Source organism: Pseudomonas sp. PDNC002, from assembly GCF_016919445.1.
In the GTDB taxonomy this organism is placed as follows: Bacteria; Pseudomonadota; Gammaproteobacteria; order Pseudomonadales; family Pseudomonadaceae; genus Pseudomonas.
Genome location: NZ_CP070356.1, coordinates 2138795 through 2153066, shown reverse-complemented (window position 1 = coordinate 2153066; position 14272 = coordinate 2138795). Strand labels below are relative to the sequence as shown.

Annotated in this window: 10 protein-coding genes; 8 read left to right on the top strand and 2 right to left on the bottom strand. The window is 65.7% G+C overall.

What is annotated here, in order from left to right:
• The first annotated feature begins 299 nt into the window (after nt 1-299).
• The 6 genes from JVX91_RS10005 to JVX91_RS09980 all read left to right on the top strand — a co-directional run bounded on the left by JVX91_RS10005 (nt 300) and on the right by JVX91_RS09980 (nt 5786).
• Complete coding sequence (locus JVX91_RS10005; RefSeq protein WP_205339085.1) at nt 300-1442, top strand: slipin family protein; 1143 nt, start codon at nt 300-302, stop codon at nt 1440-1442.
• Nucleotides 1443-1472: 30 nt separating this feature from the next.
• Complete coding sequence (locus JVX91_RS10000) at nt 1473-1871, top strand: zinc-ribbon domain containing protein (RefSeq protein ID WP_205339084.1); 399 nt, start codon at nt 1473-1475, stop codon at nt 1869-1871.
• Nucleotides 1868-3088 (top strand): RtcB family protein, encoded by a 1221-nt coding sequence (locus JVX91_RS09995; RefSeq protein ID WP_205339083.1) that lies wholly within the window; start codon nt 1868-1870, stop codon nt 3086-3088. The genes JVX91_RS10000 and JVX91_RS09995 overlap by 4 nt, the downstream gene beginning before the upstream one ends.
• Before the next feature lie 53 nt (nt 3089-3141).
• Nucleotides 3142-4167, top strand: a complete 1026-nt coding sequence (gene rtcA, locus JVX91_RS09990) for an RNA 3'-terminal phosphate cyclase (RefSeq protein WP_205339082.1) — start codon at nt 3142-3144, stop codon at nt 4165-4167.
• A 102-nt stretch (nt 4168-4269) separates the two neighbouring features.
• Nucleotides 4270-4629, top strand: coding sequence for a hypothetical protein (locus tag JVX91_RS09985; RefSeq protein ID WP_205339081.1), 360 nt, complete (start codon nt 4270-4272; stop codon nt 4627-4629).
• 125 nt (nt 4630-4754) lie between these two features.
• Nucleotides 4755-5786, top strand: a complete 1032-nt coding sequence (locus JVX91_RS09980) for a cytochrome-c peroxidase (RefSeq protein WP_205339080.1) — start codon at nt 4755-4757, stop codon at nt 5784-5786.
• Between the two features lie 294 nt (nt 5787-6080).
• On the opposite strand, the gene gdhA is transcribed toward JVX91_RS09980, so the two are convergent.
• Nucleotides 6081-7415: an NADP-specific glutamate dehydrogenase gene (gdhA, locus tag JVX91_RS09975; protein ID WP_205339079.1), complete on the bottom strand. Its 1335-nt coding sequence runs from the start codon at nt 7413-7415 to the stop codon at nt 6081-6083.
• Between the two features lie 216 nt (nt 7416-7631).
• Between gdhA and JVX91_RS09970 the strand changes: the two genes are divergently transcribed.
• Entirely contained in the window at nt 7632-7928 is a 297-nt protein-coding gene (locus JVX91_RS09970) for a hypothetical protein (RefSeq protein WP_240201720.1), read from the top strand.
• Between the two features lie 56 nt (nt 7929-7984).
• Here the strand turns inward: JVX91_RS09970 and ettA are convergent, their stop codons facing one another.
• Nucleotides 7985-9649, bottom strand: a complete 1665-nt coding sequence (gene ettA / locus JVX91_RS09965) for an energy-dependent translational throttle protein EttA (protein WP_205339078.1) — start codon at nt 9647-9649, stop codon at nt 7985-7987.
• A 444-nt stretch (nt 9650-10093) separates the two neighbouring features.
• Here ettA and JVX91_RS09960 point away from each other — a divergent pair, with 444 nt between their 5' ends.
• The gene (locus JVX91_RS09960; protein ID WP_240201764.1) at nt 10094-14257 is read left to right on the top strand and encodes an EAL domain-containing protein; all 4164 of its coding nucleotides are present in this window, start codon (nt 10094-10096) and stop codon (nt 14255-14257) included.
• The last annotated feature ends 15 nt before the right edge of the window (nt 14258-14272 follow it).

Here is a 14272-nt window from a genome sequence, read left to right as displayed (position 1 = left end):
TCGCGGGTTCGACTCGAACACTGCCCTGTTAAGGCAGCTACTCATGAAGGCAACACCCCGCCGGTGGGCGACGGGACAGGCGCAAAGTGGCCAGGAAGGCCGGATACGCCAGGGACCCGAAGCCGCCGCCGGCCCGCCCGGTAAGAGGACCGGGCCCGCGACAAGGCAAGTGCTAGCCGATGGATTCGGCGCAATGGACAGGAAGTCCGCAGCACCTGGCTCTCGCAGGCTCCCTCCTCGCCACCCGACGGGCCGGCGAACACCGGCACCCAAGGACAAAGAGAAGAAGGAAGAGAGAGATGAAACTGCTGAAGCGCTTTACCGTGAAGAAGAACGAACGAGGCCTGTTGTACTCCGAGGGCGACTTCCTGGCGATCCTCGAGCCAGGCATCCACCGCCACCTGGACCTGTACAACCGCCTGAGCGTGGAAACCTTCAGCCTGAACACCCCACTGTTCGAGCACCGCCTGGCCGGCTACCTGCGCCAGTCCGAACCTGCGCTGGTCGAACGCTACTTCACCCGCATGGACCTGGCCGAGAACGAGGCCGGCCTGCGTTTCGAGGACGGTGTGCTGGCGGAAATCCTCGCACCCGGCAGCCGCCGACTGTACTGGAAAGGCCAGACCGAGCAGCGCCTGGAGCGCATCGACCTGGGCCAGGAGTACCGCGTGGCCCCGTCGCTGTTGCAGCAGATGCAGGGCAACCTGCGCGGCCGCAGCGTGATCGGCGCCGAGGCGCTGCTGGTAACGCTGGTGCCGGCCTACCAGGTCGGCGTGCTGAAAGTCGACGGCGCGGTGGTCGAGCTGTTGCCGGCGGGCCAGTACGGCTTCTGGCGCCACAACCGCCAGGTGAGCGTGGAGCTGATCGATACGCGGATCCAGGCGCTGGAAGTCAGCGGCCAGGAAATCCTCACCCGGGACAAGGTGAGCCTGCGCCTGAACCTGGCTGCCAACTGGCGTTACAGCGACGTGCTGATGGCGTTTTCCAGCCTGAGCAAGCCGCTGGAGCACCTCTACCGCGAGCTGCAGTTCGGCCTGCGCGCGGCAGTGGGAACGCGCACGCTGGATGAACTGCTGGAGAACAAGCAGGTGATCGACGAGTCGGTCGGCGCCTACCTGAAGGAGCGGCTGCAAGGCACCGGCATCGAGGTCAGCGGCCTGGGCGTGCGCGACATCATCCTGCCGGGCGAGATGAAGACCCTGCTGGCCCAGGTGGTGGAGGCTGAGAAGGCCGCACAGGCGAACGTGATCCGTCGTCGTGAAGAAACCTCGGCGACCCGCTCGCTGCTGAACACGGCCAAGGTGATGGAAGACAACCCCACCGCCCTGCGCCTGAAGGAACTGGAAACCCTGGAACGGGTGGCCGAACGAATCGACCGCATCTCGGTATTCGGCGGCCTGGATCAGGTATTGAATGGATTGGTAACGCTGAAGCAGGCCTGACAAAGCCTGCCCGGCGCAGGAGTTGGCATCGTGAAGAGCAACAAGCAACGCCGCCAGGAAATCCGCCAGAAGCGTGAACGACGCAAGGCCTGGAAGGCCGAGCAGGCCAGGCGCCCTGAGAGCCGACTGCCTCCGCCCGGCAGCTTCCCGGTCAACCGCTCGAACCTGGCACCCTACAACAGCTATGGCGACCCGATTTTCGTGCGCCGCGGCTGGTACGAGGACCAGGAGTTCACCTGCCACGACTGCGGCGCCGAGCAGACCTGGACCGCCGCGCAGCAGAAGTGGTGGTACGAAGACTGTCAGGGACAGGTGTTTTCCACGGCGATACGCTGCCGCGCCTGCCGATTGAACAAACGAATTCGCGATGGCCGGGCACAACCCGCCTCCGGCCACGTCGCTACGCAACAGAAGAGAGTCGAAACATGAGCAACAAGACCTTCCAACTGCTGGAAGTCGCCAACGGCAAACCAATCAAGCTCTGGACCCAGGGCGTGCCGGTGGAAGAAGACGCCAAACAGCAACTGATGAACACCGCGAAGATGCCCTTCATCTTCAAGCACCTGGCCGTGATGCCGGACGTGCACCTGGGCAAGGGTTCGACCATCGGCAGCGTGATCCCCACCAAGGGCGCCATCATCCCGGCTGCCGTAGGCGTGGATATCGGCTGCGGCATGATCGCGGCGCGCACCTCGCTGGTGGCCTCGGACCTGCCGGATAACCTGCATGGCCTGCGCACCGCCATCGAGAAGGCCGTGCCCCATGGCAAGACCTTCGGCCGCCGCGACCAGGGCGCCTGGGAAGACGTGCCCGAGCACGCCGACGACGCATGGCGCGCATTGGCCGGCCGCTTCAAGGTGATCACCGACAAGCAGCCGAAGCTGGAGAAGACCAACAACCGCAAGCACCTGGGAACCCTCGGCACCGGCAACCACTTCATCGAGGTCTGCCTCGACGAAGCCAACCGCGTCTGGTTCATGCTGCACAGCGGATCGCGCGGTGTGGGTAACGCCATCGGCAACCTGTTCATCGAACTGGCCCAGGCCGATATGCGCCAGCACATCGCCAACCTGCCGGACCGGGACCTGGCCTACTTCGAAGAAGGCAGCCAGCACTTCGACGACTACGTGGAAGCCGTCGGCTGGGCCCAGGACTTCGCCCGGCAGAACCGCGAGCTGATGATGCGCTCGGTGATCGCGGCAGCGCGGCAGGTCATCCGCAAGCCGTTCGAAGCGAGCCTGGAAGCGGTGAACTGCCACCACAACTACGTGCAGAAGGAACGCCACTTCGGCGAAGAGGTACTGGTAACCCGTAAAGGCGCGGTATCCGCGCAGAAGGGTCAGCTCGGCATCATTCCGGGGTCGATGGGCGCCAAGAGCTTCATCGTCCGCGGCCTGGGTAACGAGGAAGCCTTCTGCTCCTGCAGCCACGGCGCTGGCCGGACCATGAGCCGCACCAAGGCGAAGAAACTGTTCAGCGTCGAGGACCAGGTGCGCGCCACCGCCCACGTCGAGTGCCGCAAGGACAAGGACGTGATCGACGAGATCCCGATGGCCTACAAGGACATCGACGCCGTGATGGACGCCCAGCGCGAGCTGGTGGAAGTGCTGCATACCCTGCGTCAGGTCGTGTGCGTGAAGGGCTAGAGCAACGCAGGCCGGCAGCGGCCTGTGTTGACTGCAAGACAAGGAATCGAGAAATGAACAAGGACCTGATCGAACTCGACGGCGCCGAAGGCGGCGGGCAGATCCTGCGCAGCGCGCTGAGCCTGTCGATGATCACCGGCAAGCCGTTGCGCATCGTCAATATCCGTGGCCGGCGCTCGCGGCCGGGGCTGTTGCGCCAGCACCTGACGGCCGTGCGCGCGGCGGCGGAAATCTGCGGCGCGGCGGTGGAAGGCGATGAGCTGGGTTCGCGCAGCCTGACCTTCCGCCCCGGCGCGATTCGTGGCGGTGACTACCGCTTCGCCATTGGCAGCGCGGGCAGTGCCGTGCTGGTGTTGCAGACGCTGCTGCCGGCCCTGCTGTTCGCCGATGGGCCGAGCAGCCTGGCGATCAGCGGCGGCACGCACAATCCACTGGCACCGCCGGCGGACTTCATCGAGCGCAGCTGGCTACCGCTGCTGCGGCGCATGGGCGCGGAGGTGAACTTCGAGTTGCTGCGCCATGGCTTCATGCCGGCCGGCGGCGGTGAGCTGCGGGTGCAAGTGGAGGCCGGTGAGCTGCAGCCGCTGCATCTGCCGGGTGCCGGCAACGAGCGCTCGCGCTCGGCCCGTGCGCTGCTGGCGGCGATTCCCAGCCACGTGGCGGATCGCGAGCTGGAACGAGTGACGCGGCATCAGGAATGGCGGGCGGCGTCCACGCAGGTTGTGCGGCTACCGGAAGACCAGGGCCCGGGCAACGCGCTGTTGCTGGAAGTCGAGTGCGAGCAACTGACCCTGGTGTTCTGCGCCTTCGGCCAATCCGGGGTCAGCGCCGAACGCGTCGCCAGCCAGGCGCTGCGCCAGGCCGATGACTGGCGTCGCAGCGGCACCAGCGTCGAGGAGCACCTCGCCGACCAGTTGCTGCTGCCCATGGCCCTGGCCGGCGGCGGCAGCTTCACCACGCCCGGGCTGAGCGATCATTTGCTGAGCAACCGCGCGGTGATCGAAGCCTTCCTGCCAGTGCGCATCGACTGCGCGCAGCATGCATCGGCTGGCCAGCACATCCGCATCACGCCGGCTTGACGCTTTCCTCACGAGCCACTGAATAGAGTCGCGCCACGTCACCTCGCGTGGCGCCAACTCTTCTGGCGCGTGTGCCCGCCTCCCCGGCACACGGGAGTCTCCATGGCGCACCGCGCCGCCCTCATCCTGCTCTGCGCCGCGCTGCTCGCCGGCTGCGAAACCACCCACGAAACCCTCATCGCCCAGGGCTATCCGCCTGCCTACGCCGACGGCTTCGACGACGGTTGTGGCAGCGGCCGGCAAGCGGCGGGCGCCATCAGCGGCGAATTCCGCAAGGACGTGCCGCGCTACCTCGGCGAGGCGAAGTACGCCCTGGGCTGGAACGACGGCTTCCAGCAATGCCAGGCCATGCGCGTGAGCCAGGAGCGCCAGCAGTACGAAGAGCAGCGCAACAGCGACCGGGACCGTGACTGGGAAGAACAGAAGGACCGCGCACTCAGCCGCGCCCTGCGCGGCAACTGACCGCTGCGGCAACCTCCCGCACCGGGAAGGCCCTCCCGGTTGATTTCGATCAAGCCAGCCGACGCCGCGGTGGCCTCTTCTTGAACTCAGAAAAAACCAAAAAGCCTGAGACAAGGAGACTCCACATGCAGCCCTTCAAACTGGCCCTGGGCAGCCTGTTGCTGGCGGTGAGCACGGCAGCGGCCCACGCCGATGCCGACACACTGCGCGACAATGCCAACAGCATCTTCAAGCCCATCCCCGAGCAGGCCAGCGACAAGCTCGACCCTAATCAGGTCGAGCTGGGCCGGCAGCTGTTCTTCGAGCCACGCCTGTCCGCCAGCCATGTGATCAGCTGCAACACCTGCCACAACATCGGCACCGGCGGCGCCGACAACGTGCCCGCCTCCAGCGGCCACGCCTGGCAGAAGGGCGCGCGCAACTCGCCCACGGTGTTCAACGCGGTATTCAACGTCGCGCAGTTCTGGGATGGCCGCGCGAAGGACCTGGAGGAACAGGCCAAGGGCCCGGTGCAGAATCCGGTGGAGATGCACAACACGCCGAAGAACGTCGAGGCCACGCTCCAGAGCATGCCGGAGTACGTCGCGTCCTTCGAGAAAGCCTTCCCCGGTGACAAGCAGGCGGTCAGCTTCGACAACATGGCCCGCGCACTGCAGGCCTTCGAGTCGACCTTGATCACCCCGGACTCGCGCTTCGACCTCTACCTCAAGGGTGACGACACGGCCCTCGACGCGAAGGAGAAGAAGGGCCTGCAGACCTTCATGAGCGCCGGCTGCATCAGCTGCCACAACGGCGTAAACCTGGGCGGCCAGGCGTACTTCCCGTTCGGCCTGGTGAAGAAGCCGGACGGCAAGATCCTGCCCACGGGCGACAAGGGCCGCTTCGAAGTGACCAAGACGCAGAACGATACCTATGTGTTCCGCGCCGCGCCCCTGCGCAACATCGCCCTGACCGCGCCGTACTTCCACAGCGGGCAGGTCTGGGACCTGGAAGAAGCGGTGGCGATCATGGGCACCGCGCAGTTGGGCAAGCAGCTCAACGCGGAAGAAGTCGGCGACATCGTTGCCTTCCTCAAGACCGCTACCGGCAAGCAGCCGAAGGTGGAATACCCGCTGCTGCCGCCAAGCACGGCGACTACGCCGAAGCCGGTGGATTGATCGAGCGATTCTCTCCAACGGGGGAGGTCGACGCTCGGCACTGCCCTCACCCTAACCCTCTCCCATAGGGAGAGGGGACTACTCGGTGCAGGAGGAAGCCATTGCGTCAGCCGGCACGGGCCGCCCCCTCTCCCTATGGGAGAGGGCTGGGGTGAGGGGAAGCATCGACACAGACGTTCCGGATCGCGCCCGGGCCTGTTCGCGAGCAAGCTCGCTCCTACAAGAACAGCCCGTGCTGCACCGGCTGAAATGAAAACGGGCCCATCGGGCCCGTTTTCCATGCTGGGGCAGCGGTCAGACCACGCCCTGTGCCAGCATCGCGTCGGCAACCTTGACGAAGCCGGCGATGTTGGCGCCCTTCACGTAGTTGATCCGGCCATTCTCTTCGCCGTAGGCGACGCAGGCATGGTGGATGTTCTGCATGATGCCGTGCAGGCGCTGGTCCACTTCACCGGCGGTCCACAGCAGGCGCATGGCGTTCTGGCTCATTTCCAGGCCGCTGGTGGCGACGCCGCCGGCGTTGGATGCCTTGCCCGGCGCATAGAGGATGCCGGCCTCGAGGAAGATATCCACAGCCTCCAGGGTCGACGGCATGTTCGCGCCTTCGGCCACGCAGATGCAGCCGTTGCTCAGCAGCGTGCGCGCGTCTTTGGCGTCCAGCTCGTTCTGGGTGGCGCAGGGCAGCGCGATGTCGCAGGCGAGCGACCACGGACGCTGACCGGCGATGAAGCGCAGGCCGGGACCGGTCATTTCGCTGAGACGGCCGCGGCGGACGTTCTTCAGCTCCATGACTTCTTCCCACTGCTCCAGGCTCAGGCCAGCCTCGATGAACAGGGTGCCTTCGGAATCGGACAGCGAGATCACCTTGCCACCCAGTTCCATGACCTTCTGCGCGGCGTACTGCGCCACGTTGCCGGAACCGGAGATCGCCACGCGCTGACCGTCAAAGCCGCTCTCGCGGGCCTTGAGCATCTCCTGGGCGAAGTACACGCAGCCGTAGCCGGTCGCTTCCGGGCGGATCAGGCTGCCGCCATAGGACATGCCCTTGCCGGTCAGCACCGAGGTGAACTCGTTGGACAGCCGCTTGTACTGGCCGAACAGATAGCCGATCTCGCGGGCACCGACGCCGATGTCGCCGGCCGGCACGTCGAGGTCCGCGCCGACGTGGCGGAACAGCTCGCTCATGAAGGACTGGCAGAAGCGCATGACTTCCGCGTCGCTCTTGCCCTTCGGGTCGAAGTCCGAGCCGCCCTTGCCGCCGCCCATGGGCAGCGAGGTCAGGGAGTTCTTGAACACCTGCTCGAAAGCCAGGAACTTCAGCACGCCCAGGTTCACCGAAGGGTGGAAGCGCAGGCCGCCCTTGTACGGGCCGATGGCGCTGCTCATCTGGATACGGAAACCACGGTTGACCCGTACTCGCCCGGCGTCATCGACCCACGGTACGCGGAACAGGATCGCGCGTTCGGGCTCGACGATGCGCTCGACGATGCCGGCCTGCAGGTAGTGCGGATTGGCTTCGAGGAAGGGCCAGAGGGAGCGCAGCACCTCTTCCACCGCCTGGTGGAATTCGGGCTGATCGGGGTCGCGCCGCTTGAGGCGCTCGAGGAACGAGTCAACGGATTGCGTCATGTCTACACCGGTACTTTTCTGGTTATGTGATGCTTTTTGCCGGCAGACTCTAACAATCCACGCCGCACTCAGATAGTGCAACGTGACGCTTTTATGAATCTTTATGGTGCAAAAATATAAATTCCACTTCTGCCGGACCGGCAGAAAAACAGATATTTGTATACAAAATCAATAGATAGTTGCATTCAAATACATCATTCCATCAGGACGATACCGATGCTCGCACGCCCGCTCGCGCTCCTCGCCGCCCTCACCTGCGCCTTCGCGCTGCCCGCCCATGCGGCCATGAAACTCGGCAATTTCACCGAATCCGGTGCGCTGGTGGTGGCGGATACATTCGACAGCGAAGTGATCCACAAGTCGAACTTCAGCACCGATGACCTGCAACGCATGTCGCGGCAGCTGGAAGAACAGCAGCGCGCCCTGCAGGACCAGGCGCGACAGATCGACACACTGGAGCGCCAGCTGGAAGATCAGCGCCGAGCCCTGGACGATCTCAAGCGCAGCCGCTGAGCTAATCACAGAAACGAAAACGGGGCCCGAAGGCCCCGTTTTCATCGCGAAGCGGCTTACGCCAGCTTCTTGTAACGCACGCGGTGCGGCTGCGAAGCAGCGTCGCCCAGGCGTTTTTTACGATCGGCTTCGAACTCGGTGTAGTTACCTTCGAAGAAGGTCACCTTGCCGTCGTCCTCGTAGGAGAGGATGTGGGTCGCGATGCGGTCCAGGAACCAGCGATCGTGGGAAATCACGATGGCGGCGCCGGGGAAGTCCAGCAGCGCTTCTTCCAGCGCACGCAGGGTTTCCACGTCGAGGTCGTTGGACGGTTCGTCGAGCAGCAGCACGTTGCCGCCCTGCTTCAGGGTCAGGGCCAGGTGCAGACGGCCACGCTCACCACCGGAGAGGTCCTTGACGAACTTCTGCTGGTCGCCGCCCTTGAAGTTGAAGCGGCCGACGTAGCTGCGCGACGGGACTTCGTAGTTGCCGATCTTGATCTGCTCGAAGCCGTCGGACACCTGTTCCCAGACAGTCTTGTTGCCTTCGAGGATCTCGCGGCTCTGGTCGACGCTGGCGATCTGCACGGTTTCGCCGATCTCGATGGTGCCCGAGTCCGGTTGCTCCTTGCCGGTCAGCATGCGGAACAGGGTGGATTTACCCGCGCCGTTACCGCCGATCACGCCAACGATGGCGCCCTTGGGAATGCTCAGCGACAGGTCTTCGATCAGTACGCGATCGCCATAACCCTTGCTGACGTTGTGCAGCTCGATGACCTTGTCACCCAGGCGCGGACCGGCCGGGATGTAGATCTCGTTGGTCTCGCTGCGCTTCTGGAACTCCTGCGATTGCAGTTCCTCGAAGCGTTGCAGACGGGCCTTGGACTTGGACTGACGAGCCTTGGCGCCCTGGCGCACCCACTCCAGTTCGGCCTTCATGGCCTTGGCGTGGGAGGCTTCCTGCTTGGCTTCCTGGGCCAGGCGGTTGGCCTTGGATTCCAGCCAGCCGGAGTAGTTGCCTTCGAACGGGATGCCGTGGCCACGGTCCAGCTCGAGGATCCAGCCGGCGACGTTGTCGAGGAAGTAACGGTCGTGGGTGATCGCTACCACGGTGCCCGGGAAGTCGTGGAGGAAGTGTTCCAGCCAGGCGACGGAGTCGGCGTCCAGGTGGTTGGTCGGTTCGTCCAGCAGCAGCATGTCCGGGGCGGACAGCAGCAGGCGGCAGAGAGCGACGCGGCGTTTTTCACCACCGGAGAGGTGTTCGATCTTCGCGTCCCACGGCGGCAGGCGCAGGGCGTCAGCGGCGACTTCCAGCTGGCGCTCTAGGTTGTGGCCGTCGGAGGCCTGGAGGATGGCTTCCAGCTTGGCCTGCTCGGCGGCCAGGGCATCGAAGTCGGCGTCCGGCTCGGCGTAGGCGGCGTAGACCTCGTCCAGACGGGCCTGGGCCTGCTTGATCTGGCCAACGGCCTCTTCGACGATGTCGCGCACGGTGGCCTGCGGATCGAGCTTGGGCTCCTGCGGCAGGTAGCCGACATTGATGCCCGGCATCGGACGGGCTTCGCCTTCGATCTCGGTGTCGACGCCGGCCATGATGCGCAGCAGGGTGGATTTACCCGCGCCGTTCAGGCCGAGAACGCCGATCTTGGCGCCGGGGAAGAACGACAGGGAGATGTCCTTGAGGATTTCACGCTTGGGCGGCACGACCTTGCCGACCCGGTGCATGGTGTAGACGTATTGAGCCATGTGTACCTGACTTCTGGGATGAATTGATGATCGGGATGGCCGGAACGGACGACGGCAGGTTCCGGGACGCCGGCTCACTGGCCGGAGCGGCAGCGCTCGAACTCGCGGGAGCTGGCTGCCGGCGGGCGCGAACGGCCGATGGACGGCCCTTCGCGCGGGACTCGCTGCGGATGTACTTTATGCACCGCATTTTCGTGGCATTTCAGACGCGCGCGTGCGGCAAAGCTACCGGAATGGATCGGGAAGGGCAAACGACGCTCGTCGGCCATGCTGGCACTTCGCCGCCTTTCCGGGCATCCTAGCCTGCGCCGAATTCAGCCGTATCGCCCCAGGTCGTCCCAGGTTAAAGCCCCTTTGTCTATTCCCACCCGTACTCCTCCGGATGCCCTGGCCAGGTCAGGCCGCATAGCGACCCGGACAGCCCTGTTGCTGCTGGTGCTGCTGATGCTCGGCCTGCTGGGCTGGCAGTTGCACCAGGAGTTCCGCAATCAGGAACGCTTCGAACGCGAGCGGGTGATATTGCACAGCGAACAGATGGCCCAGCGCCTGTCGCTGACCCTGGAACTCAAGGCGGTGGCAGCCCAGGCGCTGATCCAGCAAGAGCGCGATGACGGCGAAAGCGCCGGCCAGACCGCACTGCTCGGCGGCCTGAGGCACATCTACCCGTCCTTCCACAGCCTGGTGCAGCTCGATCCCAACGGCTCGCTCGCCAGCGACTCGGCCAGCGGCCTGAAGGATGCCGCCTTCATCGAGGCGCTGCGCCAGCGCAGCGGGCAGCAGGCCTACCACTACGCCTTCAGCGAAGAGAATGGCGGCCACTTCTATGTCTGGCTACGGGCCACCGAACCGGGCGAAGGCGACAGCGTCATCCGCCTGGACGAGAAGATCGCCCGCCGCGGCTGGGCCGCGCAGATCCGTCCCGAATCTCCGGACTGGATTCTCGTCGACGACGTACAACAGAAGGTCCTCGGCCGCTCCAGCGGCTATCGCCCCGGACCGCTCACCGCCGCATCGCCACTGGAACAGGCACGGAGCCTGGACGGCCTGGAGATCCAGAACTCCGACTGGCACCTGCGCCCGCAGTTCGACAGCCAGCAGATGCGCGCCACCCTCCTGCCACGCCTGGGCGGCGAGCTGGCCCTGCTGCTGGTCCTGGGCGGCGTCGCCGGCGGCGCGCTGCTCCGCCTGCAACGCGAACAGCAGAACCTGCGAGCCCTGACGGCGGAGTCCCGACAACGCCTGCACCAGGCGGCGCAGGCGCTGGGCGCCATCGATGAGCGGGTCCTGGTCACCCGCGCCGATGGCCGGCTCGCCTACCTCAATCCACAAGCGGAGCAGTTGTTCGGCATCTCCGCCGAGAACGCCGATAACCATCACCTGCTGGAGCTGCTACCCGGCCTTGGCGCGCTGCTCAATGGCGGCGATTCCGCGGCCGATGGCGGCTCGGAGCTGGTGCGGGTCAATCACACCGGGCAGCCGCGGCTGTTCGCCGTCAGCCAGCACTCGCTCGACGACAGCCCGCTGTCGCCGGAGCAGTCCTGGGTACTGCGCGGCAACCTGCCCCAGGGCGGCCAGGTCTGGGTGCTGCGCGATGTCACCGAGGAACAGCAGGCGCTGCACATCCTCGAGGAGACCCGCCGGCGCTACCAGGACATCTTCGACGGCGTCGGCGTCGCGCTCTGCGTGCTTGACCTCTCCGCCCTGCGCCAGAGCCTGGTGGACCTCAACCTGCGGCGGCAGAGCGACCTGCGCGACTGGATCGCCTCGCAGCCCGAGCGCCTGCCCTGGCTGCTGCGCCAGGCGCGTATCACCGAGATCAACAATGTCGCCAAGCGCCTGATGGGCGTGAGCACCACCGAACAGGCCTGGCAGATCCTCATCGGCAGCGCCGGCATGCGCCCGGACGGCGTGCGCAGCAAGGTGCTCGAGGCGGTATTGCACGGCCACGGCATGGTCGAGCTGGAAGCCTGCATCCGCACGCGCCAGGGCGAGGAGCGCCATCTCTGGCTGCAACTGCGCGTGCCGGAGATGATCCAGGACTTCCACGCCGTCACCCTCAGCCTGTCGGACATCACCAGCCGCAAGCAGGTCGAGCTGTCGCTGATCGAGCGCGAGAAGTTCTGGTCCGACGCGGTGCGCGCGGTGCCCGATACCCTCTATATCCACGACATCGCCGCGCGGCGGGTGATCTTCAGCAACCACAACCTCGGCCACCAGCTCGGCTACAGCGGCGACGAGCTGCGCGAGATGGGCGAGCGCTTCTGGGAAAAGGTCCTGCACCCGGACGACGTCGAGTACTACTGGCGCGTGCGCAACCTGCAGCAGGTGGTGGGCGACGGCCTGCTGCTGGACAGCCAGCTGCGCTGGCGGCATCGCGATGGCAGCTGGCACTGGTTCGACATCCGCGAACAGGCCTTCACCCGCGACGCTTCCGGCCGCGTGGCGCGCCTGATCGGCGTGGCGAAGGACATCACCGACACGGTCGAGGCGCACAACTCCCTGCGCGAGAGCGGCCGCCGCTACCGCATGCTGGCCGAAAGCATCAGCGACGTGATCCTCTCCACCGATGCCCAGGTCCAGCTCAACTACATCAGTCCGTCGATCCAGCAGGTGTTCGGCTACAGTCCCGAGTGGGTGCTGGCCAATGGCTTTCAGCAGATAGCCGCCAACCCGGCACAGCTGGAGCGCCTGGACGAGCTGCTGAACCGTGTACAGGCCGCCATCGGCGAACCCAAGCGCCTGGCGGAGTTGCGCGAGAGCGCCGAACCGCAGCTGTTCAGCCTCGACTGCCTGCACGCCGACGGCCACAAGATTCCCGTGGAGCTGCGCATCGCCCTGATGTGGGACGACCACGGCCGCTTCGAGGGCCTGCTCGGCGTCGCCCGCGACATCAGCCAGCAGCGCCGCGCCGAGCGCGAGATGCGCATGGCGGCAACGGTTTTCGAGCACTCCACGGCGGCGATCATGGTCACCGACCCGGCCGGCTACATCGTGCAGATCAACGACTCCTTCAGCCGCCTCACCGGCTACTCCGCCGAGGAAGTGCTGGACCAGCTGCCGCGCCTGCTCACCGCCGACCGCCAGGAAGCCAACCAGCTCAAGCACGTGCTGGAAAGCCTGCGCAAGAGCGGCAGCTGGGAAGGCGAGATCCTGCAGAAGCGCAAGAGCGGCGAGCTGTACCCGAGCTGGGTCGGCATCACCGCGGTGCACGACGAGGAAGGCGACCTGGTCAGCTTCGTCTGCTTCTTCAGCGACATCAGCGAACGCAAGGCCAGCGAGCGGCGCATCCACCGCCTGGCCTACTACGATGCCCTGACCCACCTGCCCAACCGCACGCTGTTCCAGGACCGCCTGCACACCGCCCTGCTGCAGGCCGAACGGCACCAGCAGTGGGTCGTGCTGATGTTCCTCGACCTCGACCGCTTCAAGCCGATCAACGACTCCCTCGGCCACGCCGCGGGCGACCGCATGCTCAAGGAAGTGGCCGAGCGCCTGAGCCATTGCGTCAGCGACGACGACACCGTGGCGCGCATGGGTGGCGACGAGTTCACCCTGCTGCTGCCCGGACAGAAAGACCGTGACCGCGCGCTGAACCAGGCGATCCAGGTCGCCGAGCAGATCCTCGCCAGCCTCGCCCGCCCGTTCACCCTGGAAGGCCGCGAGTTCTTCGTCACCGCCAGCATCGGCGTCGCGCTCTCGCCGCAGGACGGCGCCGAGCTCAGCCAACTGATGAAGAACGCCGACACGGCGATGTACCACGCCAAGGAAATGGGCAAGAACAACTTCCAGTTCTACCAGGCCGAGATGAACGCCCGCGCCCTGGAGCGTCTGGAGCTGGAAAGCGACCTGCGCCGCGCCATCGAGCTGCACGAGTTCGTCCTGCACTATCAGCCGCAGTTCACCGGCGACGGTCGCCGCCTGACCGGTGCCGAGGCGCTGTTGCGCTGGCAGCACCCCAAGCGCGGGCTGATCCCGCCGGCGGAGTTCATCCCGGTGCTGGAAGAGCTCGGCCTGGTCGCCCAGGTCGGCGACTGGCTGCTGGAGCAGGCCTGCCTGCAACTGCGCGCCTGGCACCGCGACAAGGTGCGGGTGCCGAAGATTTCCGTGAACCTCTCGGCCCGGCAGTTCGCCGACGGCCAGTTGGGCGAACGCATCGCCGGCATCCTTGAGGACACCGGCATCGCCCCGGCGTGCCTGGAGCTGGAACTGACCGAAAGCATCCTGATGAGCGACGTTTCCCAGGCGATGCAGATACTTCAGGGCCTGAAACGCCTGGGCCTGGCGATTGCGGTGGACGACTTCGGCACCGGGTATTCCTCGCTCAACTACCTCAAGCAGTTCCCCATCGACGTGCTGAAAATCGATCGCAGCTTCGTCGACGGCCTGCCCCACGGCGAGCAAGATGCGCAGATCGCCCGCGCCATCATCGCCATGGCTCACAGCCTGAACCTGATGGTGATCGCCGAAGGCGTGGAGAGCCACGAGCAGCTTGAGTTCCTCCGCGAGCACGGCTGCGACGAGGTGCAGGGCTTCCTCTTCGGTCGCCCGGTGCCGGCCGACCAGTTCGCCGCGCTGTTCGCCAGCAATGCGTTGTTCCTGCTGGGATAACGCCGCCGCCCATCA

Excerpts from the sequence above, each read along its gene's own strand:
- ettA (WP_205339078.1), bottom strand. The coding sequence starts at position 9,649 with ATGGCTCAATACGTCTACACCATGCACCGGGTCGGCAAGGTCGTGCCG.
- JVX91_RS09960 (WP_240201764.1), top strand. The coding sequence starts at position 10,094 with ATGCTCGGCCTGCTGGGCTGGCAGTTGCACCAGGAGTTCCGCAATCAG.
- gdhA (WP_205339079.1), bottom strand. The coding sequence starts at position 7,415 with ATGACGCAATCCGTTGACTCGTTCCTCGAGCGCCTCAAGCGGCGCGAC.
- JVX91_RS09980 (WP_205339080.1), top strand. The coding sequence starts at position 4,755 with ATGCAGCCCTTCAAACTGGCCCTGGGCAGCCTGTTGCTGGCGGTGAGC.
- JVX91_RS09995 (WP_205339083.1), top strand. The coding sequence starts at position 1,868 with ATGAGCAACAAGACCTTCCAACTGCTGGAAGTCGCCAACGGCAAACCA.
- JVX91_RS09970 (WP_240201720.1), top strand. The coding sequence starts at position 7,632 with ATGCTCGCACGCCCGCTCGCGCTCCTCGCCGCCCTCACCTGCGCCTTC.
- JVX91_RS09985 (WP_205339081.1), top strand. The coding sequence starts at position 4,270 with ATGGCGCACCGCGCCGCCCTCATCCTGCTCTGCGCCGCGCTGCTCGCC.
- JVX91_RS10005 (WP_205339085.1), top strand. The coding sequence starts at position 300 with ATGAAACTGCTGAAGCGCTTTACCGTGAAGAAGAACGAACGAGGCCTG.
- rtcA (WP_205339082.1), top strand. The coding sequence starts at position 3,142 with ATGAACAAGGACCTGATCGAACTCGACGGCGCCGAAGGCGGCGGGCAG.